The following is a 23,051-nucleotide window of genomic DNA, read 5'->3' on the forward strand; positions in this document are numbered from 1 at the left end:
ATCGCTTGGATTTTCTTTCATCTTATTTTCTTTAAACGCTATCACTGAATATAGATACCATGCCAGCAATGGGACAGCAACAATCACCATGCGTAATATTAAGTGCCTGATAATATTCATATAGCTAGTGAATGCAAAAATTAAATAATAATCCCTTGTAAGGCAAACTGAACCTTTAAAATCTGGACCTGCAAGAAATTAAACTATTTCGTGTTATTTACCGATAATATTTGCCAGGTATTAAGCTCATAAAGAAGAGCAGCGTCGCCATCATTATTCCACACACTATTGCCTAAGTTCCAAAAATACGTGTACTCTGTGTTTCCATTTCCTAATTCTTTTTTGATAGTATTTCCGATTTTCGTGTGAAGCACCACCTTATCACCCTTCTTTACAGGCTGGTTTAGAAACTCATATACATGAACCCATTTATTGGAAATCCTACCGTTAGTGAAAGTTGTGTCACGGATGATATAATATTCAAGATTTGCATCTTCTACAACATCTATTAATACCTTTTCAGAATTGTGCGTGCCTCTATCGACAATTTGCGTCAATTGTAGTTTCATAGTTAAGAGCGTTTTAGTTTTTCTAAAAATAATGTTTTTTACAATACCGACCTCTACAAAAATTAATAAAATGCAATTAAATATCATTTTTAGACCTTCCCAATTCGCAAAAAAACATATAAAACCCTTTAGAATTCAGTACTCAAGGATGTACTGATTCCGACCACATTTTTGACCATTTCCTTAATGTTCATTTTCATTGCTTCCCCTTAATTTTTTTTAATAGAAAGAACGGATATGCTGTTTTTGTTCCATTTCAAGAGCAAAGGTATATCCGTGTTCTTAACGCAGGTGAAAGTTGACTCCTAAAGGATTTGGCAAAAAATCTCCACCCATGCGGGTCGTATTTATTTCCCAAAAACTTGCACCTCCTAAACACTAACCTGTTTTGCTCGTGAAACGAAACAAAGCATACTCTGGCTCTTTAGACGAATAAAAAAAATGTCAGAAATGAAAAATACAAACATTGGAAATGGTAACAGAGTGAAACGAAACAGCACCTCCTCTCATTACCGAATAAATCAGAAAAAAAATCAACTCGAAATTCAAAAAACCAAAATACAGAAATCATGAACATTATCGGAAGACTGACACAGGATGCGCAGGTACGCACAGTGTCAAATGACAAACAGGTAGTTAACTTTTCAGTGGCTACAAACGACAGCTACAAAAACAAGCAGGGCGAACGCGTAGAGCAAACGACTTACTTCGACTGCGCATACTGGCTAAGTGCCAAAGTTGCAAAATTCCTTTCCAAAGGCACATTGGTGGAGCTTTCGGGCAGGGTATCGGTAAGGTCGTGGTTAGGAAAAGATGGCGAAGCACACGCAGGGCTCAATTTTCATACCTCGAATATAAAATTCTATGGAGGTGGCAAGGATTCAAAACCCGCCGATGCTTCCCCAAAGGCAAAAGACGGCAAGGCTACAAACAAAGGTGAGGATGATGACCTACCGTTCTAACGGGCACTAAATCAATTCAACAATAATCATTTAAAATATTACATTATGGCACACAATTTAAATTTCAACGACCATACTGGAAAGTATTCATTTTTTAGTGTTAAAGAAAAAGCATGGCACGGGCTTGGGCAGATTGTCGAAGATTATCCCACAAGTGAAGAGGCCATCAAACACGCAGGGCTAGACTACGAAGTCATCAAAGCACCCCTTTTCACACAGGGCAGGGCAATGAGCATTGGAAACGAGGGTGAAATTATTGAACCTGATAATATCCTTCTTCCAAATAATTTTGCAACTCTCCGCACCGACACTAACACCGCATTGGGGGTAGTGGGCAAAGATTATCATATCGTGCAGAACAGTGAAGCATTTTCTTTCTTTGATGCCATTGTAGGCGGTGGTGACGGGATTCTCTACGAGACAGCAGGAGCATTGGGCAATGGGGAACGTATTTTTATAACCGCCAAACTGCCCGACTATATCCGCGTTGGCAACGGGGATGACGTGACCGAGAAATATATCTTTTTAACCACCTCTCATGATGGTAGCGGAAGTATCACAGCCGCATTTACCCCTATCAGAATCGTCTGTCAGAATACCCTTAATGCTTCCCTGCGCAGTATGTCAAATGTCGTGCGTATCAAACATACCGCAGGGGCAAAACAACGGTTGGAAGATGCTCACAAAGTAATGGGACTTGCCAATAGAATCAGTATCGAGTTAGAGGGAATTTTTAACCAATGGGCAAAAGTCCGTGTCAACGACAAGGAAGTAAAACGCCTTATCCAACTCGCATTATGTCCCAACAAAGAAACATTGGAGCATCTGCAAAAGGGAAATGAAGACGAAATCTCCACGGTTTTCAAAAACACCGTCGAAGATGCCTTCGCCTACGCTATGCTGTCCGACACCCAGCAAATGGAAACCACAAAAGGAACTTTGTTTGGAGCCTACAATGCCGTGACAGGCTACTATCAGAATGTACGCAGTTATAAGGACAGCGAAGCCAAAGTACAATCCATTGTCATGGGCGGTACAGCGCAGGGAAAAGCACAAAAAGCATTTGAGCTGTGTACAGCTTTTGCAGTCGATGGTGCAGAAATATTCTGTCTTAATTAAGTAACAACGGGCTACCGCTAAGGTGGTAGCCTTTTAAAAATAATCATTATGACCACTGAACAATTGAAAGAACAGTTTCTAGGACTTTTGACCATTAATCCGCCAAATTCCGAAATCGGGCTATTGTTCAATAGGGCGGTTGAAAGCGGGGTTTTGGATTATGAAAATGAGGAGGAAGAAAGTTACAGGACAGCCAAGATTATATATCATGCTATCCTGTGTGAAATGGCTCAACATTGGAAACCCTTAGATCCTATAAATCGGTCTGATGCTGAAAAACTTAAACGCTACCTCTAACCTAAAAAACAAAAAAATGAAACCTCTAGAAAGAATGAACAACGTTGAAAAAGGAAAATTCTTTGCTGACTTATTGCCCGAAGAATTACCCAACATAACCGGATTTATTGAGCAGGAAATACAACGTTTTCTAAGCGATGAACAGCCAATCAGAAACAGTTGGACAGGTACTCTAATAACAGCCGATTTTTGGTACAGTCTTGTGCAGGATGTCGAAAAGGCTATAAAACAATACGGTAGCAGACTGCACAAAAACCACCGATGGTTTGCCGACCAGTTATTTGATAGTTACAATGCGCTATTCACCATTCATTGCCTTGTAGAATATGCAACAACAGCAGAGTGTAATCACAAGCTTAAACAGGGAATACATTTCCTTTTCAGTGAAGCAAAGCTAAATTCAGACAACCACAAATTAAATCAACAGGCATGCAAATAACAGATTTGAACGGCTTCGAAATCGAGGTCACAGACCTTAAAGAAGCCATTAAACAGGCAAAGAACTTAAAAGATTTACACCATAACCCACCCGTCCCAAGTGATAAAGAGCGACAGCAATATTGGAAAGATTTATACGAAAAGTTAGTAACGCTAAAATCAAAAATACGGGCATGAGCAAATTAGCAGACAAAACAGAATACAGGGCACTATCCATCATTGCCCGAATGGTCAAAGACTTTGAAAGACTTCATTTTTTGAACATGACCAAAAATGATGACACGGATTCCTGTAAGGCTAGAAATCTTTTGGAGGGCATTATCCAATCGAACGGATATAAGGTCAATTATAATGGTAACAACAAGAAACCATTATTAAAAAATCAATAAAAATGAATTCGAACACCCTAAAACTTACTGAAATGGAAAACGAAAAAAATAACGCATTTGCAAACTGGCTTTTTAATGAATATGTAAAAGCCCACCGAAAAGCCGACAAATGTACTTCAAGACATTTTTGGAGCGTACTGGCAAAATATGCAAAAATTGGCTTTCCCAAAGCAGACCAAAAGGAAGAAAAGCAATACGCTGAAAAGCTCAATAGAATAGTAAAAAATGCTTTTCCAGATTGGAATACCCATCTCCTTATCCTCCGAGGAGAAGAAGGGAGAGCAGAATATGCCGAAAATATGGCAAGCTACGAAAAACGCCTCCGTGCAATCGGACATGACGAAGAAGAAATTCAGCAGATGATTAACAAAAAAATAAAATTTAACTATGGAATCGACTAATTTTTTCAATCAGATAGCCCAAATGAATATCACAGGTGATTTACAAATCACCATCAAACAGGGCGCAGAAAGCAATTGGATAGTATCGGTATTGCTTCAAAACGAAAGCTGTGGCGACAATGCCAAGCACATAATTGTTCCCTGTACACTAAGGGGAACAGCACAGGAATTGGACGAGGATTTTTTTGGAACCATTACCTCACCACTCGAAACCGCTTCGGGACTAATAGTCAACATGGAATCCTTTATGAAACAAATGGAAGAAGCCAAAAAACACTCAGCTATGGAAAAGGAAAAAACCGATAAGGAGAAAAAAGAAAAAGAGGGAAAAGATAAAAAATTTCAGGAAGCTATGTCAAAATCAACTGACCTTGAAAAAGAAAAGAAATACAAGGAAGCGTGGACGGCACTGCCAAAAATCACAGACTTTCCTCAGCACAACGAAGCCATCCGCAAAAGAATGTCGGAACTCGAAAAATTTCTTGCCCCAAGCTTATTTGGGGAGTAAAACAATTACTTAACTCAAAAACCTATTATTATGTTACTAGCCACACAACTCGACAGAGTATTTGTATTCAAAGAAAAAGAACAGGAAATTACCCTGAACGACCCTGAACCAAAATGGAGCGTTGAAAGTGTTTTGAATTTCTATGCCAACACCTACCCCATTTTAACTACTGCTAAAATATCAGCACCTAAAATTAAGGATGATAAAGTGCAATATCAGTTTGAAAGCGTGATTGGCACTAAAGGTTAAAATTAAAAAAATGAACCATGCAACAACCTATCATATCGGGAACAATAAAAACACCCGAAGAAAAACGGCAACAGCAGTTGAACAGGCAACTCTGCGAGTTTTCAAAATGGATGGAACGGACAAGGGATGCGCAGGAAATCCGAAAAGACAAACGCCAATCTGTACCGATAGCCATGCTTCCAATGGTTTTTTAAAAACAACTTTTCTGCCTAAACTGAAAACAGATAATTCCCTACAAGCTGGTCAGGAAGCAGGTAAATTGGAAAGGGATTTCTATAAGTCCCTTTCCAATCTGGCAAAGCACTATGGGATTGAGATACTTGAAACCAAGCACTTATCATATCCTTATAATATAGCACTTTCCCTTTGGGATGCTAAAACCAAATTAAAAAACAAAGTTAATCATCTGGAGAATGTACAGCTAATAAAAGAAAAAAAGAAAACTTTTCTGATGACAAAGGAATCATGTAACGTGGGATTAACCTTATACTATATCCCTGTAATCCCACTTTTTTCAATGCTAAAAGATAAAAGAAGAAACAAAACGGCACAGTTACTCCTTTCTGTTTGCAGTTACTTATACCATATTGTAGATGTTCCATATTTCAGACAGGAAGATTCATACCTGTATTGGCAATATGAAATGATGAGCGATTGGATTGAACAGGATGAAGTGGACGTAGACGATCAAAACTGCAAAGACGAACTCAAACACGCAGAATGCATTGGCGACCTTGTGGAACAAAAAATCTATAACCGCAAAACCTTGACAGTCTTTGAAAAGCGTTTAACCCATTTTAAAGCCCTAGACGAATTTGATACCGAGTGCCTGAAAATGGCAAAAGAAGCCTTTGAACTTTATACCCAATACCCTGCTGAAAGCATTTTTAGAAATGCCAAACCGCTTCACGATGATAATAATGATTATGATGCATACGAGCAGGAATGTATACCAATGGAGAAATACATTTCCTTTTGGGCTGATAGTGACGGTTGGCTGTCTGAAAGCCTTTCAGAATGTATCAACAACGAGTTTAATGAATATGGCGATGTGCAGGAGCCCCAAATTTCCAAACGTTTTGACGGAAGCCCGTTATCGGGCAACAATCTGAATTTTGAAAATCGTTTGTTCAATGTATTGGATGAATTAATTTATCTGCTTAACACTTATAAAAAAGAAAAAAATGGACACATTAACTGACCTTACAGAAAATTTCGGGACACTTTATCATCCTAAATCGGCGTTGGTTTTCTATCAGACATTAACGACAAATCCTGATTGCTACGTAGAATCTTTCGATATGGATCAAAACGGCAACTTAATTAACGCCCATCCATTAACCCATAGAGAAGCAAACGCCTTAGCTAAATCCCTAAAAATAGAAGCTGACAAAAAAAAGCCTTTTTTAAAATCAGAGGGAATTATGGGCAGTCATATTTTACAGGTTAACCCCGCCCATGATGGTATGGTAATATGGTACAGCAAAGCACAATCAAGAAATCTGCTTTTTATAGAAAATTTAGGTATTCCCAATGGAAAGGCAAATATCCCTCCCCTGCTTTGGGTTGCTAATCGAAACAAAATTTCGGTCTATGCCATGAATACGTGCAATAGACCAACAGAAAAAACGCCACTCTATCATGCCCCATTTTTTAACGTCAATGATAATGGTGCGGTGTGTATGGGAACCGTTGACATTAGCATAAAGAAAACCGCATCATTAGAAGAATTTACAACCGCTTGGGAAAATTATTTTTTCAACTCTTATTTCAGTCATTTAATGCTTAGTCATAACCCGATAAAAGGAAATCTGGTCAGTCTTTTTAAAAAGTTAATCAATACGGATAAACCTTTCCCAAAAGAAAAATTAGTAAAAACCAACAGAACCCTTAAAAATGTACTGCGATGATACCAAAAACAAGAATCCACTTTACGGACGATTATTTAATCAATCCAACCAATCCCATTGAAGTAAACCTTATTGGCGCAGGCGGTACAGGCTCAAAGGTGCTGACTGCCCTGCTTGAAATGAACCACAGTTTAATTGACTTGGGACACGCAGGTTTGTCGGTTAGACTATGGGATGATGACATCATCACCGAAGCCAATTTAGGCAGACAACGATTTGCAGAAAGTGAGGTAGGACTGTATAAATCGGTTGCCCTGATTAACAGGGCGAACCGGTGGTCAGGAACAAATTGGAAAGCAGAAACCGTAAAATTTCAAAAAAATGAATTGGGAAAAGCACCCGAAAATACACAGGCAAACATTTACATTTCCTGCGTAGACACGGTAAACGCACGTTTTGAATTGGCCGAAATTTTAAGGGGTATTCATAATAGCTTGTCATATCGAAACACGCCTAAGTATTGGCTCGATTTTGGAAATGCTAAATTTACAGGTCAGGCAATCCTCTCCACCATAGGAAACTTAAAACAGCCCCAATCTGAGAAATACGAAACAGTCGCACAACTGCCATTTGTTACCGAAGAATTTGGAGATTTACTAAAACAATCGGAATCAGAAGACAACACACCTAGCTGTTCTTTAGCCGAAGCATTGGAAAAACAGGATTTGTATATTAATTCTGTATTGGCTCAGATGGGTTGCTCTTTACTTTGGAACTTATTCCGCAATGGAATGACCGAAAACAGGGGCTTTTTTCTTAACCTAAAAGATTTTCGCTCACAACCTATAAAAGTCTGATAATGCCAAGCCCGAAAATTCGGGCGGCGCAAAGACAAGCACTCACGTTGTTCGTGGACGTCTTTGCGCGGAAAATCGATGCAACACCATTCATCAATTTTTCTTGCCAGATTCCCCAAAATTGCCGAATACAGTTGCGGTTTTTTTGCGTGGGATATTCCAAATATCCCTGATTATATTTAGATGGACTTCTTTTCTTTCCGCATAAGCGGCCAAAGAAAAGAAGCAAAAGAACGCCGCATATTACAAATGGATAGCTTTTGGATATAATTATTCGAATTGTTTTGTAAGTTCTTCTTTGGTTGGTAAAACTGCTTTATATTCTTTGGCAAATATTTTTTTATTATTTTCCGGTAAAATAAATTCTACAACGGTACGATTTGCGTCCTTAGAAAGAATAATACCTATGGTCGGATTTTCATCCGATATTTTAATTTTTCGGTCATAATAATTTACATACATCTGCATTTGACCAATGTCCTGTTGGGTAAATTTACCAATCATTACGTTTGACAGTACAAAACATTTCAGCAACCTGTTGTAAAATACAAGATCTACAACAAAACTACCCCCTTCAAAGGTAAACCTGCGCTGTCTCCCTTCGAACAAAAAACCTTTGCCAAGCTCCAGCATAAAATTTTCCAGATTATTTATTATAACACTTTTACCATTATTTTCCGAATATTTATTATCCTCTTTTATTCCGAAAAAGTCCAGCATATGATCTACGAGCTGACCATTGGCTGCAAGTTCTTTGACTGCATCTCTATTCCTGCTTAATATCAAACGCTCAAATAGGGCACAATTATATTGTCGCTGTAGTTCCCGTACCGACCATTTATTCTGTATCGCTTCCGTTTCGTAAAAGTTACGCTCATCCTCATTTTTCATTTTTAAAAGTTGAACATAATGTGTCCAGCTTAAACTAAATCGCGTTTCCAAAACCCCAATCACTGGTCGAGGAATTCGGTGCTGGTAATTGATATAAAAGCTTCTCATATATTCCAGATTGGACATAGAATAGCTCGTACCAAATTCCTTGCTCAACTCTTCACTTAACAACAAAATTGTTTCTTCAGCATAACCTTGCTGTTCATCTTCAACAATCATTTTACCGATCTGAAAATAAGCTGCAATCATGGCACGCTTACCATTTCGTCCAGTATATTGCTGTGTTTTGGCAATAATACTCTCTATATTTTCTAAAAGAGGGAACGGATTAGTTGTACTCATTGTTAAATATTTGGCGAAACTAATTTACTAAAATTATAAAGGGGAAACAGTTGATTACACTTTCCACATCATAAAATTTTCCCCCTGGTTTGATTTGTTGCTATACTATATTAAAGTTTCCAATTGTCAGAAGTTATTGATCTTAATTTTTAAAATTCATTAACGTAACTCTTAGATCTTGGCAGAATGCAAATGAGACTGCCTTTCAATTTTTTTAAGCAGAACCTCTAACCTGTTTGAAAGTATCCTGTCAGCAACCTTCTCATAACGGTCAAGTTCCTTCATTGCTATAACAAAGGCCTTGTACAAATCATCTAAATCTCTATCGGTAAGTTTTATTATTTTTTCTTCCACCTTCATTTCCAAAATATACTTAGGAGAAAGACGTGATGATTACGGATTTCCGTAAAAACACGTAATAGATGAACAGATAGTTTTCATAACTTCCGATCGTAAATTACAATTTGGCAGAAAACGACCTATTCAATGAAACAATCTATATAGTATGACAGAACTGAAACTAAGACTTTCCAACGAACTTAAAATATTGTTGACGGACTGCGAAGAAATTTGGATAGCAGTTGCCATGATATCCGATGCTGGTTTTAATTTTATCCAGAAAAACGTTAATCCATCTGCTAAACAAAATTATTTGGTTGGAATAGAGCTGCCAACTTCACCAACCGTTCTAAGACAGCTCATGAACTTAGATGGGAATGGGCTAGTCGAAAGCAGGATCTACCATAAACCAGGCAAATTTTTCCATCCAAAAATCTACATCGTTAAAACTGGAGGAAAACTCCATGTCTTTGTAGGTTCGGGTAATTGTACCGATGGCGGGTTAGATAAAAATATCGAGATAGGTGCTAAAATAGACGAAAGGAACTTCTGCGAAAAGTCACTGGAATGGTATAATGCTACGAATAAAAATGCCCGGATCATTACAGAAGACTTTTTACTGTCTTACGAAGTTTTGTTTAAAAACCGCAAGGAAAGAATAAAGAATGACCAACAAGAGCTTCAAATTCTTTTTTCTGAGGAGATTACCCCCATAAATCTCGAAAAGATAGATTTTACCAACCAATTTTTCAAGAAAGAACATTTTCAAGCATTTGAAGGACGAAAACCGTTTGACAGGTCACCTCAATCTAATGAAGAAAGACAGAAAGTAAGGAATCAATTGTATAGGCTACATGACAAGGTATTACCAAAAATAAAAGCAAAAAAATGGAAGCTCGCAGAACATTATACTTCTAATGACATTGTTTCATCGGCAATACATGGTGAATACACTGCAAATGATCTTCAGGCAATTTGGCTACATTATGGTCGGGACAAAAAAGAAATTAAAGCCTATGGGCCAAAAGAAACGCCACTTGGATATATGCGTCTGCAGGTCATTATCCACAAGGACAATGTAGGAATATGGAACAGGATAGGAAAAGATAAAGGCAGTCAGATCGACAGAGATAATTTGAAACAAAAATTAAGGACAGACAAGGTTTACAGAGAAACCTTTTTTAATGTGATAAGCAATTTGCCATATGGCTATTTCATCGAACTTAACAACCAGCCGAAATTTGTTGAAGAATTTGAAAATGAACAGGCGTTAACAGAATTTTTATTAAGTGCTGATTTCAACCAGTATTTCATTATAGGTATTGACCTTGCGCCCGATGATCCCAGACTGTCCACGCAGAACATTGCAGACACTGTGATCACAAATTTTGAACTATTATTGCCAACCTATGAACTTATAAAACATAAATTGGTCTTATAGTTATATAATCTATAAAATAAATAATTAACCTCTAAAATAATACAACGTGTTCAAATTTTACTCAGTACCATGTGCAGATCTTATAGAAAACCTCGCAGGATCTCTTGCAAGCATCAAGTTTTCTTCCGCATTCAATCTTAATGATCCATACGAATTAAAGTTCAATTTGGTTATTGATCCTACTGCACAGGAACACCGCAAACAATATTTTAAGAATCACCCATCAGACACAGAAGAAGATTTTTTGTCTTGGCAAAAACACGCTATAAAACATGATGGTTACAGTTGGTATGCTGAACAGCAAATAAGAAATGAAATAGGACAGTCGATCACCTTATGTTCCTTCACAGAAGGTAATAACAGCAATCTGATGTGGTCGCACTACACAGCCAACCATACAGGAATTTGTATAGAATATCATCCTGAGCTATTTGAGTTTTTCAGAACACTGGACGGGTTCGTTGGAATTGGAAATATAATTTACGCTGATACACCACCCTCAGTAATGGGTTTAGATAAACTAAATATTATAGCAGAAAAAATAATGTTTACTAAACAATCCGAATGGAATTATGAAAAAGAACGTCGTGTGATTTTGCGAAGTAATAACAATACGGATTTTATACAAATTGAAAGAAAATACATCAAAGCCATTTACATTGGTTCAAGGACACCAAGTGATATCGTAAAGAGAATTCTGGAGGTTTGCCAAAATTCTGATATTAAAGTGTACTATGGAATAACCATGGGTAAGAGTTACGAAGTGAGCTTTAGCGAACACAAAGAGGGTACAGGATATATGAGGGCTTTTTGGGAATAGCCTATTGCTGTAGGATTATGCACTACTCTTCTATGCTTTTCTGATCGGTATCTTGGAGACGCTGTTTAATAAAATCCGTCGGACGAATCCCGTTGATCTCTTGGAATAAGTTTGAAAAATTAGTTCTGGAAGCCATTCCACATTCTTCCGCCAAAGTTTCTATCTTATAATGAAGGTATTTTCTTTCTTTATAAAGTTTGTCAGTGATAAAGGCAATTCGTAGTTCGCTGAGATATCTGTTAAAATTCATCCCTTTATAATCATTGATCACCTGTGAGAGATAGCTATGGTTAGTGACGAACCTAGCGGCGAGTTTATTTAATGTAAGACCACTTTCAATAAAACCAGAACTATCCTCAAAGTCCCTTAACCTCAGCAGAATATCATCCACGATTTTTTGCTCAATGTCCAGCTTATAATTCTCCTTTCCCTTTGTCTGTCCTTCACGTGCGATCAGCTCATCTTTACTGAGGATCTTCTGCTCTAAAAGCCTGTACTGCTTACGGATTTTCTTTTCACTCCTATGTTTGAAGAATAAAGCTATCATCAGTGCGGCGGCGATAGTTGCCAAAGTCCAAACTATCCAGACGATTTGTGAAATTCTTCTTTCTAACCGAGTTTTTCCATCAAGCAAAGTATTGGTATCATATTCTCTATGAATCTTGGAAAAAAGGTATCCAAAGTCACGACGAATAATCTCATCAGCTTTTATAAGTTGTTTGGTATAATAAAGCTCTTTTTTAATATCCCCTTTTTCTTTATAATGATCGATTAATACCTCGTAGTTATTTCTAAGCTCAGGTAATATGAAATGATGTTTCTGAAACACTGAATCTACTTTCTGAAAAAAGGGCATTGCATTATCCATATTACCTAGCTCGAGATATGATTTTCCAATATAGGAATAGCAGACGCTCGTCCATGCAAAATCATTAACACCCGATATTGAGGTTATGGAGCTTTCCAGAGATTTTATGGAATTATGGTAATCTCTTTTGTAAAACTGGCCAATACCCTTTTCTTTTAAAAAATAACCGTACTCCTGTTGATAGTCCTTATTTGATGACGTTAGGGAAAGTCCGATGTTTGTCAGGGAGTCTGCTGATTTTTGATTACCTAAATTGCGGTAGCATACAGCCATCTGATGCAGACTGTTGTAATATCCACGTTTATTTCCATACCGCAGATTGGGATGTATATCTTTCTTTGATTCTTCTTCAAAGAAAGTTTTAGTCTGTTTTAATAATACTAGCGCCTCATCATAGTTACCAATATAACTTTTAACGACACCAAGAAGATAGTACACCTTGTTTTTATAGTAGGGATCGTTACTTTTCTGAGAATATTTGTACGCAATCAGGAATTCATTCAACGCCAGTTTGTATTTTTTTAAATTAAAATAATACACGATGCCTTTGCTTGTATAAGCTCTTCCGATCAGATAATCATCTCTTGTCAATTTTGCGGCCCAAATTGCGCTGTCGGCATATTTTAGTTTATCATCAGGCGAAACAGAATATAATAATCCATCTTTATATCCTTCCACAAGCTGGGGGTAATTTTTTTCGATTCTTGCCTTCTGAATATATTTTCCCACTAATGGTAGCATACTGGAATCATTTTCCAGCCCGTTTTCATAATTCAATTTTATCCGGTAATAATCCGTAGTATCCTCTTTCTGTGCAAAAAGAGGTTCACATAAAAATATTGCTAAGATTAGAATACAAAGACGGGATCTTATATTCATGGCCATGGTTAAGTTTGCTTATCAAAATTATGAAAATTCACCCAATTGGGAGTCAGGCAACCTGTATTTACAAAATTTTCAACAAACACAAGATGAGTGCGGGTTACAAGGGTTTCCGAGCCGTGCTTATTGATAAATAAGTACGTACTTATTTATCAATAAGCACAAACAACAGTTTTTTACCAATAAAAACACTTATACCTTCGATCTCAGAATTCTAATCAAACCGGCCGGGATAATCTCAAAACTAATCAAACAATGAAAACGATTATCTCATCAGTTTTAATCATTGCAGGAATGATAACCATGCATTCCTGTAGGCAACAAGACGAAGCACAAGATGCCGATCTACAAACCCAAGTCAGCAAATCTGATACGGAAATACAGAGAGGCAACGATACCATAAACACTGCCTCTATTCCGGGAGCTTTTAATGGGTCAAAAGATTTCGATGACGACACTACAATAACCGATCCTCCACCTAAAGATCGTGATCAATGGAGAAATAGGGAATAACTTTATCCGTAGGATATTGTGCTGCGCGAAAGAACTAATTATCAAAAATAAAATCATGCGAAACAAAATACTCATCGTTGAAATCGTAGTACTATTACTGGTTGTTTTGTTCCTGTATACCGGAATAAGTAAGTTAGTGGATTTTAAAACCTTCACTTATGACCTGAATAATCAGCCATTTCCAAACAGTTTCACACCTTTTTTGAAATGGGCGGTTCCGTTATCTGAAATTGCGATTGTGGGTACACTTATGTTTGAGAAAACCAGGATTATAGGTTTGTATGCATCCTTGGTATTAATGTCGATGTTCACTATTTACACAGCCCTCGTGCTTTTTCATGTTTTTGAATATGTACCCTGCAGTTGCGGAGGGGTAATAAAACATTTAAGCTGGCCGCAGCACTTAGTTTTTAATTCATTCTTTGTAGTTATAACATTTATGGCTATAAAATACCAAAGGACTAAAAAAACACAATTGAATTATAACATACAATAACCATGAAAAATTTCTGGCCAGAAATTCAGAAGGGGTAGCCGAAAACCTTTTCCTAGAGTAGGCAACCAAACTAAAATTATTTTATCATGAAAAATTTTAAATTATTATTAGCTACAGCTGTATTGTTCGCTGTAGGGAGTGCATTTACTGCTAGCAGCAAAACTGTAGCAGGAGAGTATGTTAAAGACGGAGATACTTGGGAACTGAAAGATGGCGGTACTTGTGAGTTAGAGCCTAGCGAAGTTTGTGACTATACAAAAATAGGTTCTGCAACTACAGAACAATATCCTGATCAGTTTCAAAATCCTGCAAATTTTTCTGCCCATACAATTAACGCAAGATATGAGCCATAATAGCTTGTATATATGCAATTGAATATTGGTTTGACCTTATGGTCAAACCAATATCTTGAGTTTGGCTAATTTCTCATGTAAAAAAGTGAAGACAGGATAGGATTGGCTAATTTTTCCAACTTTGCCATTTTTTTCTCTATGTTCACGAAGTCGGAAAAATTGATTCTGATACTTTCCAGCCATTTTTCTGCTCTGAATCTGTTTAGTATATCGCCTGTTGTTGTTCTTGTCCTCAACGCATTCTTATACCATTTTGTTCCAGGCAGAGAAATCTTTTCGGCCAGGTTGGTTTCGTGCGCTGCCAATAGCATCATCCCATAGCAGGCTGAAATAAACGCGGGTACTTTTTCCACAACACCTTTTAACCTAACCTGGGCCTGGCCACAGCCGATCAAAGTTTTCTGGTCCCGAAAACCAACCTCTATTTCCCACCTTCTTATATAGGCCTGCAACAGCATGCTTATTTCCATTTCTGGATTGGTGCATATCAGATAGGCTGGGTTCCTGTAAAGTAGCTTTGATTTTTTTGTGAGCCTGTAGCCGACCGGTCTTACTATGACAAGCATCAGGTTTTTCGGTCCAGATTTCCTCCATCTTACGTTTCTAACCACTTTGACATCAAATGACCTGATTTTTCCTGCTGCCCAAGCCCTCACCGCCATATATGGGTACTGCTGGTCCTGGCGAATCATTTCCGGGGTGGGAAGTTCCTCTCCATAATACTTTTTTCTGCCAGATCCCTGGGGCTGTTCACAGGGAAGTGCATAAAGCTTACAATCTTTTCTGATCCTGCCTATCATATCAACATTATCCGGGAGCTTTCTTATCACTGTTTCATTGGTATAGCTTCCGTCCACGCTTATGACAAGTTTTCTTTCCGCGTGTCCGTCGCTGTCCAGATCGGTCCTTAACTTAACAATGCGCTGGGCACCGATCTCACTAAGCTTGGCTTTTTTCTGGGTTTCTTTGAAGATATCAATTTCTGCCTGTGAGGCAGTCTTACCGGGCTTCCTGGTGGCGGGGCAATGGACAAGGTCGACAGGTATAGCTTTTGAAGGACCAGAGGATCCATTCTCCAGCAAGGAGAGCGAAACCTGTATAAATCTTTGGCCCCAGACGAAATTGTTTGCAAAAGGTGGCCCCAATGGATCCCTTAGCCAAGAGGTCCCAAATACATTTCTTCCCTTTTTACGAAACAGGGTATCGTCCATATGGCCATAGATGTTCGTATCCTCACTGGAAAGATTGAGTTTCTGTACACGTCTTCTTACAGCCCCGAAGATCCCATCAAGGTTCATCCTGTCGTCCTTGAACAGTCTGTATGCCGCAGACCAGTCCTTGAACTGGCTACCATTGGCCGAGAGCATGCCGGTAATGGTACACCGGCCAAGGCATCCCAACACACCCAAGGCCAATGACCTTGCGCGATCAAAGGTTCTGGACTGCTTGAAGGCTGGCAGGCAGCCTTCGAAAATCGATCTGAAGCATCCGATCAGGGTTTCTTGGGGAGTTTTTTTTTAAGGTCCTCAACGGACTCATCACTTCTCTGAAGGATCAGTCGCTGGTTGTCATCGATAATCCACTCCACAACCTCGCCCTGCTTGAACTCGATTGCCTGGGCGACAGCTGAGGGGAAATTAACATACCACTGCTCGCTTGTCTTTCTTTTTATAACCTGTACTTTGGTTGGATATCCCATATCTAGTTGTATAACTAGATGTAAAAATCAAAAAAAATAACCGTAAAACCAAATATACGGCTACTTTTTTTTCTTGACTAGTAAATAGCCAAACTCAAGATATTGGTTTGACCTTATGGTCAAACCAATATTTTATAATTGTTTATCAATCAAGGATAATAAGGCTTCTTTACTTTTTTGATTTTCTGGACTAGGTACAGAAGTGGTGACCACTCTTCCTTTTTTATCAAATAAAATAAGAGTAGGATAATAAGTTACACCGTAGTGTTTTACTACCGGGTTGTTTGTTCCCAAACCCTCTGTAAAAAGATCGATGCTACCCTTATTTGTATATATTTCTTTGCTAACGCTCTCTTTCCATAGCACCGTATCCTTATCAACGCTGATACTGATGAATACCAAATTTTTGTTGTTTTTATAGCTCCCTATAATTGGTTTCATTCTTTGAGCTAGAACCTTGCATCCGGTACAACCCGTAAACCAAAAATCAAGTAACACTACTTTTCCCTTAAACCCATCCATTGTTCTAATTTTTCCAGTAATATCAGACAACGAAAAATTATAAGCTTGACTCCCGGGCTTGGTCGAATTGTTTAGAGAACCTAAAAGCGAAATACATTCCAAATCATTAACAAATTTAAGTGCTGTAGCCATTTCCGCAGACCCATTTTTTAAACGTTTATGCGATTTTAACAGATAGTGGGTAACCAATCTATCTCTTAATATACCCTCGTAATTTTCATATATCTCCTCAACTCCAGAGTAAATTTTATCGGGATTTGGCAATGGCGATATTGCACCAGAAAAATTAGCTTCTGATCTTCCCAATTGATAGGTTTTAAAATCCAAAAATCCTGCAGAGTACGCTAAAAGTGAATCAGGAATTTCATTAAAAGATTGCTTATCTTTTTTTAAATAAATAGAAACCAGAGTGTTTTGAATCCTTCTCTTTTCTTTTAAAGTAACATCACTACCAAATACATTGTACGAAGAATTTATCGAACTTAAAATTTGCTTTTCGCTTTTCCCATACAAATCAGCTTTCAAAACATAATATGATAGTGAAGATATTTGATCTCGATAGGCTTCAAGCACAAAATTACTGCAGTTTTTAGCTCCTTCTACATGCTTAATGCTATTACTAGCGCTGACAGGATAAAATGACGAGTAAAGTGAATCTAAAACAACATCTTTATTTTCTGTATGATAGCTTCGCGGTGAATTAAAGAATGGAAAAGCTCTGGCTATTTTATCCATATCATATCGACATTGATACTTAGCTGAGCCTTTACCACGAAAGATGAGTCCATCGCGATTGACGAAAATTTTCACACTATCACCGGGTTCTGCAATATAATTTACCAAGAGATAACTATCATCTTTCTTCTGCAATGAAAAATAAATGAATTTACCAATAGAATCGGATTGAATGCTAAAATGATTATTAGCTGTTGGATCGGCTAATTCTTTGTTTCTGATAGGGGTTGCAGCCCATGCATTATTCTGATACAACATGGTTATGGTATCCTTCTGCAGGCTGCTATACGAAACCTCAATCAAAATATCTGTTGACTTTTGAGAATATGCAGTGAGAAAAAAAAATATTACGCTTACCGTTAAAAAAAACTTTTTCATATTATCTTATATTTTGTTCGATACCACTTTTCAAAATTTCGATTTGTGGTATTAGAAAAGTGTAACGTGAATCATTTGGCAATAAAGAATAGATTACATTGTCAATACTTCTGGTCAAAGTAATCGCAAATCGCGGATCTGTATTAAGCCTTCTTAAATCTTCCCATCGAGTATTTGAAGTAAATGGGAGTTCTTTTCTTCTTTCATCTAAAATCTTAGTTAGAACCAGATCTGAATTTGAATTATTGTAAGGTATATAAGTCACATTCTTATTCCATCGCATTTGTAACAGCAAATTCAAATCTGCAAGTGCAGCAGTCATATTTCCTAATCGAGCATTACATTCTGAACGTATAAGATATAATTCATTCGACGCCAATCCGCTAAAAAAGCCACTTCCACCAGTATATTTACCTGTAAAAAAGAAACCCCCACTATTGCTACGGAAAAACATGGCTTTTCTTAGGTCGTTCACATTGTACGAATTATAAAAAGATGGCACCATTAATAGACGGGCAGCATTCACCGGACTATAACTTTGGCTAACAGCATAAAAAATAATCTCTGGATTATTCCCCGTAAAAGTTGGAAATGAATAGGTCGGTAGGGTGTTGAGGGTATTGAAATCAAGAAGATTATTATTTTGGCTTAATGCCTGGTCAGAGTAGGTCTTTGCATGATTATAATCCCCCATCAATAGATATGTTTTAGATAAAAGTGCGGCAACAGCGGTTTTTGACGGCCGTGTTTTGTATAATGGTGTAACTGGTAATAAATCCTGCGCCGCCAATAAATCACTTAGAATCTGATTATAAGTTGCCTGAATACTAGATCTCACGGACTTTTCACCCACATTATCTGTCAAACGAATAATTATTCCTTTATCAATAGAGGCAGTATTTGCATTATAGGGAGGCGCGTATATTTGCGCCAAATTGTAAAATGCTAATGCCCTAAAAAACAAAGAACTACCCTTGATATTATTGTAAACCGCATTATTTTCGCTCGAAACCTCCATCTTCTGTAAACCAGACAATGCGATATTTGCATATTCTATCATTTTATAGGGGTTGTCCCAATCAGGGCTTAAAGCAGTGACAGATCCTTCATTAATATCGGAAAGCCATATGTAAGCATTTTTTCGAGGAATATCTGTTAAAGCCTTCCAGACAGCTGGTGTTAGGTAATAATTATCTGCTGCCACCATCCCCATCGCAGGGTAGTTCTCATTCATAATTGAGTTGTTGTCAAGGATCGCTTGATAATCTTCAAGAGTTGATGGAACAACATCAGACTTGCTTGATTTAAAATCAAGCCATTGATCCTGTTTCTTACATGCCACTATACTAAGGGCAATTAGTATAATAATAAATCTTATTTTCATAATGCTATTTTATATTAGCTCTTATACCAACGGCATAAGTACGAGGTGAAATTATATTTGAAGTATACCCGGCAAATGTGCTCTGATTAAAGTCCGGGTCGATTCCGGATTTATTTGCTCTCCAAATGATCCCAAGGTTATTAATATATCCATAAACCTCGAAGCCCCTGAACCCAATTTTCTGAATAAAGGAGTTGTTGAAGCGATATGACAGACTAATATCCTGCAAACGGATGTGATCGGCTTTTTCCACTAATATCTCTGAACCTTGGTAGAAATTGTTTCTATTCGCATTAATTGCATATACCAATGAAGGTACAGTTGTGTGCTGTTCATCTCCTGGATTCTGCCAGCGCTGATTATAATCTGAATTAAGATTACTGAGGATTTCAGTATAGTTCAAACTGGTCGAAACCTTTCGATAGAAGTACTTTAATTTATAGGTAATATTTGCCGAAACGGAAAAGTTCTTATATGAAAAAGTATTACGTAGAGAACCGAAAACATTAGGCCTGGATGAACCGTTATAGACCAGATCTTCATTTTTTGCGCTATTGATAATACTGACGTAATCTTTACTTATCACGCCATTTAAATATCCTTGTGGATCACCCGTTATGGGGTCAAGTCCCGTCCATTTGTAACTGTAAATTCCAAATAACTGATTACCTAACACAGGAAAAACGCCACCATTAAATGCCAAAACCGAATTGTATCCGGCTAATTCAGCATTATTATATTTCAAATCATAGGACAGCACCTTGTCTTTTAATAAGTTCAAAATAAAATCTGTATCCCAACTAAATGCCCCTTGGAAGTTTTTTGAATTTAATGTAAGATCTACACCATTTGTTCTAACTTTTGCGGTATTTCCCATATAAGTCGAAAATCCAGTTGAGGGTGCCAAAATTGTATTCTGAATCAAATCATTCCCTAATTTTTGGTACACTTCTACAGAGCCATTCAACCTAGATTTTTTCGAGGAAAAATCTACACCAATATTGGTATTTCTAATCTTTTCCCAACGCAAATCCGGATTCGGCGGACTGATAACAGTTGCAATTCTTGCGCCTGTCAACTGACTCGTACTATAATTTGCAGTTAGGTAAGCAGATGCATTGTAAACATTTCCATTGTAGCCATAGGTAGCTCTAAGCTTTAAATAAGGGAGAAAATCCACATCATAAAACTTTTCTCTGCTCAACTCCCAACCTAAGCCCAGTGACCACAGAGGAGTAACTTTATCATTAGTTTTTACACCGAAAATGTTTGCCCCATCTTTTCTTCCACTTATAGATAAAAGATAACGATTGAGATAGGTGTAGCTGGCATTAGCGTAATATGATACATATCTTGTGGTAATGTAAGTAGGGGCAACATCTCCATTGGGTGATGGTAATAGACGAGTGCCAAAACTCGTTGGATTCACGTGATAATAAGTATTGTAATTCAAATTTGCTACCGAAATCCCCAGATCATCATCATAACCATATACAGTATTTGTGTTTGCACTTGTAACGATTTCTCTAAGCTCTGCCCCTGAAATCGCAGAAATAAGATGTCTATTTGCAAACTCCTGATTATAATTAAATTGCCACCTCAAATTATCTGAATTAAGTTCCGTGTTGGTTGTCCCCAAAATTCCCCCTAAAGGAAGTGGATACGATAATGCTCCTGTATTGGCGTTATACTGAGTATAAGTATTCACAAGGTTTCTTGCATAGTAACTCTTTGGACTATAATGATTAGAATTTTCACCAATTTGTCTTTCCGACTGATATTGAATAGATGTATTTAAAAATTGACCAAAATTGTATTTTACAGAACCACGTAATAAAACACTATTTGTTTGGGTGGTATTGCTTGTCATGCCCCTTTCATCAAGAGGGCGGTATTCCCAGTTCAGAAATCCACGGGAACTCGTCAAATCGGTATATGTTTTACTATATATATAAGGAACAGGAAGAGAATTTCCCTCTGAATCAGCAAGAGAATTATACGGGTAGTTAGAAGTGTATGAAGAACCTAAAACCTCCTTACTTCTATTGTAGATGATTCCGACAGTTAATTCTAAATTCTTGATTGGACGATAGGTATTAGTAGATGTAAAACTGACACGAGTATAATCGCTGTTTATTAAGCTACTGCGGTTTTTATCGACACCGAAAGTCATTGCATAAGTTATCTTGTCACTACCACCTCTAAAGTTTAGTGCGTACTGTTGTTTTATACTTGGTTGATAGAAATACTTACTTATCTCATCCCTCACATCTATGCCTTTTAATTTATCGAGCTGGCTTTCGGATTCTGATTGACTGATTGTACCAGACCGTTGCTTTGCAAATATTTGAACAGCTTGTGAAATAACCGGATAAGTAGTGGTATTGGTCAAATCTGCATTGTAATACCCTTGACTAAATAGATATTTCTGTATCTCGATATAGCTCTCCGAATTGAGAAATCTCCTTGAATATTTTATATCAGGTTTTTCCCCAATGGTAAAGTTGCTATTGAATTCTATGTTTAACGGGGTGTTCAACTTTCCTTTTTTTGTAGTAATGACAATTACACCATTACCACTCCGAGCGCCCCAAATTGATGCTGCTGCTGCATCTTTTAAAACTGTTATGCTTTCTATGTCATTAGGATTGAGATTCCCTACATCACCCTCGTAGGGAAAGTTATCCACTACAACCAAGGGATCAGCATTGACCTTACTATCTATCGTATTTCTACCCCTTATGGTTATACCTAGTTTTTCATTGGCAGGCAATAGCCCCGTTGAACCCGAAGATTTACTGAAGATTAAACCGCTCGTTATCCCATCCAATCGGTCAAGGACATTAGTACCCACTCTCCGGTTAAATAGCTCGTTATTAATCTGAACAAAAGAACCAGTTGCTCGTTCTTTGGGTATATTTTGATATCCAGTTGAAACGACCGAAACATCATCAAGCCTTCCACTAATCATCTGTAATTTCACAGAGATACTTTTATTCGCTATGGCTTTTACTTCTATTGATTCGTATCCTACATACGATATAACTAATATGCTGTTATCAGCGACATTATCAATAGTAAATTTTCCTTCAGTATTTGTAACTGAACTTAGGTTAGCATTTTTAACAGTAACAGTGGCTCCAACCAAAGCATGACCATTTTCATCAGTTACAATTCCGGTAATGGTTTGTTTGTTCTGTTTTTCCTTGGTTTTTTCTGGAACAGCAGTTTTTTCTTTGACAACTATCGTTTCGTCTACAATTTCGTAGGTAAAGGAAATGCCTAAAAAGATTTTATCTAATGCCGCTTTGAGTGGTAAATTGTTTATGCTTGTGGTTATGGGTGTATTTTTACCCAACATTTTGCCACTATACCAAAATCGATACCCCGTTTGCTTTTCTACCTGTTTAAAAATCTGATACAACGGGGTTGCCTTTGCTTCCAGGGTTACATTTTGCGCCTTTACGCTTGCCGCTGTTGCAACAAGGGCAGTCAGGAACATCAGAAAGATGATTAAATGTAACCTCATGACAGTGGAATTTAAAAATATCGTTTGAATGGTCTTTTTAAGAAAAGACCAGAAAACTGTTGCACTATGCCTTTTTGGATAGTACCTGTTTGCTGAAAAAATCATAAGTTTGTTTTGGTTTTACTGCAAGGTTATCCCATTTGAGAGCGTGTAAGATGCCTTGCAGTTAGTTGATAAAATTGGTTAGTGCCGATTGTTCACAAAACCCACTTGAACCGGA

At 37.5% G+C, this 23,051-nt stretch carries 26 protein-coding genes; 17 read left to right on the top strand and 9 right to left on the bottom strand.

The window, feature by feature from the left end; all coding sequences use genetic code 11:
- Positions 1 to 203: 203 nt before the first annotated feature.
- Complete coding sequence (locus A0O34_RS21470; protein ID WP_066759902.1) at positions 204 to 569, bottom strand: hypothetical protein; 366 nt, start codon at positions 567 to 569, stop codon at positions 204 to 206.
- A 569-nt stretch (positions 570 to 1,138) separates the two neighbouring features.
- Here A0O34_RS21470 and A0O34_RS21475 point away from each other — a divergent pair.
- Genes A0O34_RS21475 through A0O34_RS21530 form a run of 12 tightly spaced genes read left to right on the top strand, consistent with a single transcriptional unit; the run spans position 1,139 to position 7,639 of the window.
- Complete coding sequence (locus A0O34_RS21475; protein WP_066759216.1) at positions 1,139 to 1,531, top strand: single-stranded DNA-binding protein; 393 nt, start codon at positions 1,139 to 1,141, stop codon at positions 1,529 to 1,531.
- Positions 1,532 to 1,576: 45 nt separating this feature from the next.
- Positions 1,577 to 2,650, top strand: coding sequence for a DUF932 domain-containing protein (locus A0O34_RS21480; protein ID WP_066759218.1), 1,074 nt, complete (start codon positions 1,577 to 1,579; stop codon positions 2,648 to 2,650).
- 48 nt (positions 2,651 to 2,698) lie between these two features.
- The gene (locus tag A0O34_RS21485; RefSeq protein WP_066759220.1) at positions 2,699 to 2,947 is read left to right on the top strand and encodes a hypothetical protein; all 249 of its coding nucleotides are present in this window, start codon (positions 2,699 to 2,701) and stop codon (positions 2,945 to 2,947) included.
- A gap of 16 nt (positions 2,948 to 2,963) precedes the next feature.
- On the top strand, positions 2,964 to 3,386 hold the full coding sequence (locus A0O34_RS21490; protein WP_066759904.1) for a hypothetical protein: 423 nt from the start codon (positions 2,964 to 2,966) through the stop codon (positions 3,384 to 3,386).
- Positions 3,377 to 3,562 carry a 3-isopropylmalate dehydratase gene (locus tag A0O34_RS21495; RefSeq protein ID WP_066759222.1) on the top strand — a complete coding sequence of 62 codons (186 nt, stop codon included), beginning with the start codon at positions 3,377 to 3,379 and terminating at the stop codon, positions 3,560 to 3,562. The genes A0O34_RS21490 and A0O34_RS21495 overlap by 10 nt, the downstream gene beginning before the upstream one ends.
- Positions 3,559 to 3,774, top strand: a complete 216-nt coding sequence (locus A0O34_RS21500; protein ID WP_066759224.1) for a hypothetical protein — start codon at positions 3,559 to 3,561, stop codon at positions 3,772 to 3,774. Before A0O34_RS21495 ends, A0O34_RS21500 begins: the two co-directional genes overlap by 4 nt.
- A 32-nt stretch (positions 3,775 to 3,806) precedes the next feature.
- The gene (locus A0O34_RS21505) at positions 3,807 to 4,175 is read left to right on the top strand and encodes a hypothetical protein (RefSeq protein WP_157886094.1); all 369 of its coding nucleotides are present in this window, start codon (positions 3,807 to 3,809) and stop codon (positions 4,173 to 4,175) included.
- On the top strand, positions 4,162 to 4,683 hold the full coding sequence (locus A0O34_RS21510) for a PRTRC system protein E (protein WP_066759228.1): 522 nt from the start codon (positions 4,162 to 4,164) through the stop codon (positions 4,681 to 4,683). Before A0O34_RS21505 ends, A0O34_RS21510 begins: the two co-directional genes overlap by 14 nt.
- A 30-nt stretch (positions 4,684 to 4,713) precedes the next feature.
- Complete coding sequence (locus A0O34_RS21515; protein ID WP_066759230.1) at positions 4,714 to 4,932, top strand: PRTRC system protein C; 219 nt, start codon at positions 4,714 to 4,716, stop codon at positions 4,930 to 4,932.
- Positions 4,933 to 4,942: 10 nt separating this feature from the next.
- Positions 4,943 to 6,133, top strand: coding sequence for a hypothetical protein (locus A0O34_RS21520; protein ID WP_066759231.1), 1,191 nt, complete (start codon positions 4,943 to 4,945; stop codon positions 6,131 to 6,133).
- Positions 6,117 to 6,842 carry a PRTRC system protein B gene (locus tag A0O34_RS21525; RefSeq protein ID WP_066759237.1) on the top strand — a complete coding sequence of 242 codons (726 nt, stop codon included), beginning with the start codon at positions 6,117 to 6,119 and terminating at the stop codon, positions 6,840 to 6,842. The genes A0O34_RS21520 and A0O34_RS21525 overlap by 17 nt, the downstream gene beginning before the upstream one ends.
- Entirely contained in the window at positions 6,839 to 7,639 is an 801-nt protein-coding gene (locus A0O34_RS21530; protein WP_066759239.1) for a PRTRC system ThiF family protein, read from the top strand. The genes A0O34_RS21525 and A0O34_RS21530 overlap by 4 nt, the downstream gene beginning before the upstream one ends.
- 270 nt (positions 7,640 to 7,909) lie before the next feature.
- On the opposite strand, the gene A0O34_RS21535 is transcribed toward A0O34_RS21530, so the two are convergent.
- Together A0O34_RS21535 and A0O34_RS21540 are read right to left on the bottom strand one after the other, a co-directional pair.
- The gene (locus A0O34_RS21535; RefSeq protein ID WP_066759241.1) at positions 7,910 to 8,872 is read right to left on the bottom strand and encodes a PDDEXK nuclease domain-containing protein; all 963 of its coding nucleotides are present in this window, start codon (positions 8,870 to 8,872) and stop codon (positions 7,910 to 7,912) included.
- A 171-nt stretch (positions 8,873 to 9,043) separates the two neighbouring features.
- Positions 9,044 to 9,232, bottom strand: a complete 189-nt coding sequence (locus A0O34_RS21540; protein ID WP_066759244.1) for a hypothetical protein — start codon at positions 9,230 to 9,232, stop codon at positions 9,044 to 9,046.
- Positions 9,233 to 9,419: 187 nt separating this feature from the next.
- Between A0O34_RS21540 and A0O34_RS21545 the strand changes: the two genes are divergently transcribed.
- Both A0O34_RS21545 and A0O34_RS21550 read left to right on the top strand, forming a co-directional pair.
- Positions 9,420 to 10,652 (top strand): phospholipase D family protein, encoded by a 1,233-nt coding sequence (locus A0O34_RS21545; protein ID WP_157886095.1) that lies wholly within the window; start codon positions 9,420 to 9,422, stop codon positions 10,650 to 10,652.
- A gap of 46 nt (positions 10,653 to 10,698) precedes the next feature.
- Complete coding sequence (locus A0O34_RS21550) at positions 10,699 to 11,472, top strand: DUF2971 domain-containing protein (RefSeq protein ID WP_066759248.1); 774 nt, start codon at positions 10,699 to 10,701, stop codon at positions 11,470 to 11,472.
- A gap of 22 nt (positions 11,473 to 11,494) precedes the next feature.
- On the opposite strand, the gene A0O34_RS21555 is transcribed toward A0O34_RS21550, so the two are convergent.
- Positions 11,495 to 13,081, bottom strand: coding sequence for an AraC family transcriptional regulator (locus A0O34_RS21555; protein ID WP_157886096.1), 1,587 nt, complete (start codon positions 13,079 to 13,081; stop codon positions 11,495 to 11,497).
- A 396-nt stretch (positions 13,082 to 13,477) separates the two neighbouring features.
- On the opposite strand from A0O34_RS21555, the gene A0O34_RS21560 reads away from it, so the two are divergent.
- The 3 genes from A0O34_RS21560 to A0O34_RS21570 all read left to right on the top strand — a co-directional run bounded on the left by A0O34_RS21560 (position 13,478) and on the right by A0O34_RS21570 (position 14,584).
- Positions 13,478 to 13,735, top strand: a complete 258-nt coding sequence (locus tag A0O34_RS21560; protein WP_157886097.1) for a hypothetical protein — start codon at positions 13,478 to 13,480, stop codon at positions 13,733 to 13,735.
- A gap of 55 nt (positions 13,736 to 13,790) precedes the next feature.
- Positions 13,791 to 14,231, top strand: coding sequence for a MauE/DoxX family redox-associated membrane protein (locus A0O34_RS22860; RefSeq protein ID WP_066759254.1), 441 nt, complete (start codon positions 13,791 to 13,793; stop codon positions 14,229 to 14,231).
- 86 nt (positions 14,232 to 14,317) lie between these two features.
- Positions 14,318 to 14,584, top strand: a complete 267-nt coding sequence (locus A0O34_RS21570) for a DUF6520 family protein (RefSeq protein WP_066759256.1) — start codon at positions 14,318 to 14,320, stop codon at positions 14,582 to 14,584.
- Between the two features lie 65 nt (positions 14,585 to 14,649).
- On the opposite strand, the gene A0O34_RS21575 is transcribed toward A0O34_RS21570, so the two are convergent.
- The 5 genes from A0O34_RS21575 to A0O34_RS21595 all read right to left on the bottom strand — a co-directional run bounded on the left by A0O34_RS21575 (position 14,650) and on the right by A0O34_RS21595 (position 22,831).
- Positions 14,650 to 16,080, bottom strand: coding sequence for a transposase (locus A0O34_RS21575; protein WP_335617694.1), 1,431 nt, complete (start codon positions 16,078 to 16,080; stop codon positions 14,650 to 14,652).
- Entirely contained in the window at positions 16,077 to 16,283 is a 207-nt protein-coding gene (locus A0O34_RS21580) for a hypothetical protein (RefSeq protein WP_066759258.1), read from the bottom strand. The genes A0O34_RS21575 and A0O34_RS21580 overlap by 4 nt, the downstream gene beginning before the upstream one ends.
- 132 nt (positions 16,284 to 16,415) lie before the next feature.
- Positions 16,416 to 17,918 carry a TlpA family protein disulfide reductase gene (locus A0O34_RS21585; protein WP_066759262.1) on the bottom strand — a complete coding sequence of 501 codons (1,503 nt, stop codon included), beginning with the start codon at positions 17,916 to 17,918 and terminating at the stop codon, positions 16,416 to 16,418.
- A gap of 1 nt (position 17,919) precedes the next feature.
- On the bottom strand, positions 17,920 to 19,302 hold the full coding sequence (locus A0O34_RS21590; RefSeq protein WP_066759264.1) for a RagB/SusD family nutrient uptake outer membrane protein: 1,383 nt from the start codon (positions 19,300 to 19,302) through the stop codon (positions 17,920 to 17,922).
- A gap of 4 nt (positions 19,303 to 19,306) precedes the next feature.
- Positions 19,307 to 22,831, bottom strand: coding sequence for a SusC/RagA family TonB-linked outer membrane protein (locus A0O34_RS21595; RefSeq protein ID WP_157886098.1), 3,525 nt, complete (start codon positions 22,829 to 22,831; stop codon positions 19,307 to 19,309).
- Between the last annotated feature and the right edge of the window lie 220 nt (positions 22,832 to 23,051).

The sequence above is a fragment of the Chryseobacterium glaciei genome (assembly GCF_001648155.1).
Taxonomy (GTDB): domain Bacteria; phylum Bacteroidota; class Bacteroidia; order Flavobacteriales; family Weeksellaceae; genus Chryseobacterium; species Chryseobacterium glaciei.

Excerpts from the sequence above, each read along its gene's own strand:
- A0O34_RS21470 (WP_066759902.1), bottom strand. The coding sequence starts at position 569 with ATGAAACTACAATTGACGCAAATTGTCGATAGAGGCACGCACAATTCT.
- A0O34_RS21475 (WP_066759216.1), top strand. The coding sequence starts at position 1,139 with ATGAACATTATCGGAAGACTGACACAGGATGCGCAGGTACGCACAGTG.
- A0O34_RS21480 (WP_066759218.1), top strand. The coding sequence starts at position 1,577 with ATGGCACACAATTTAAATTTCAACGACCATACTGGAAAGTATTCATTT.
- A0O34_RS21485 (WP_066759220.1), top strand. The coding sequence starts at position 2,699 with ATGACCACTGAACAATTGAAAGAACAGTTTCTAGGACTTTTGACCATT.
- A0O34_RS21490 (WP_066759904.1), top strand. The coding sequence starts at position 2,964 with ATGAAACCTCTAGAAAGAATGAACAACGTTGAAAAAGGAAAATTCTTT.
- A0O34_RS21495 (WP_066759222.1), top strand. The coding sequence starts at position 3,377 with ATGCAAATAACAGATTTGAACGGCTTCGAAATCGAGGTCACAGACCTT.
- A0O34_RS21500 (WP_066759224.1), top strand. The coding sequence starts at position 3,559 with ATGAGCAAATTAGCAGACAAAACAGAATACAGGGCACTATCCATCATT.
- A0O34_RS21505 (WP_157886094.1), top strand. The coding sequence starts at position 3,807 with ATGGAAAACGAAAAAAATAACGCATTTGCAAACTGGCTTTTTAATGAA.
- A0O34_RS21510 (WP_066759228.1), top strand. The coding sequence starts at position 4,162 with ATGGAATCGACTAATTTTTTCAATCAGATAGCCCAAATGAATATCACA.
- A0O34_RS21515 (WP_066759230.1), top strand. The coding sequence starts at position 4,714 with ATGTTACTAGCCACACAACTCGACAGAGTATTTGTATTCAAAGAAAAA.
- A0O34_RS21520 (WP_066759231.1), top strand. The coding sequence starts at position 4,943 with ATGAACCATGCAACAACCTATCATATCGGGAACAATAAAAACACCCGA.
- A0O34_RS21525 (WP_066759237.1), top strand. The coding sequence starts at position 6,117 with ATGGACACATTAACTGACCTTACAGAAAATTTCGGGACACTTTATCAT.
- A0O34_RS21530 (WP_066759239.1), top strand. The coding sequence starts at position 6,839 with ATGATACCAAAAACAAGAATCCACTTTACGGACGATTATTTAATCAAT.
- A0O34_RS21535 (WP_066759241.1), bottom strand. The coding sequence starts at position 8,872 with ATGAGTACAACTAATCCGTTCCCTCTTTTAGAAAATATAGAGAGTATT.
- A0O34_RS21540 (WP_066759244.1), bottom strand. The coding sequence starts at position 9,232 with ATGAAGGTGGAAGAAAAAATAATAAAACTTACCGATAGAGATTTAGAT.
- A0O34_RS21555 (WP_157886096.1), bottom strand. The coding sequence starts at position 13,081 with ATGCTACCATTAGTGGGAAAATATATTCAGAAGGCAAGAATCGAAAAA.
- A0O34_RS21560 (WP_157886097.1), top strand. The coding sequence starts at position 13,478 with ATGAAAACGATTATCTCATCAGTTTTAATCATTGCAGGAATGATAACC.
- A0O34_RS22860 (WP_066759254.1), top strand. The coding sequence starts at position 13,791 with ATGCGAAACAAAATACTCATCGTTGAAATCGTAGTACTATTACTGGTT.
- A0O34_RS21570 (WP_066759256.1), top strand. The coding sequence starts at position 14,318 with ATGAAAAATTTTAAATTATTATTAGCTACAGCTGTATTGTTCGCTGTA.
- A0O34_RS21580 (WP_066759258.1), bottom strand. The coding sequence starts at position 16,283 with ATGGGATATCCAACCAAAGTACAGGTTATAAAAAGAAAGACAAGCGAG.
- A0O34_RS21585 (WP_066759262.1), bottom strand. The coding sequence starts at position 17,918 with ATGAAAAAGTTTTTTTTAACGGTAAGCGTAATATTTTTTTTTCTCACT.
- A0O34_RS21590 (WP_066759264.1), bottom strand. The coding sequence starts at position 19,302 with ATGAAAATAAGATTTATTATTATACTAATTGCCCTTAGTATAGTGGCA.
- A0O34_RS21595 (WP_157886098.1), bottom strand. The coding sequence starts at position 22,831 with ATGAGGTTACATTTAATCATCTTTCTGATGTTCCTGACTGCCCTTGTT.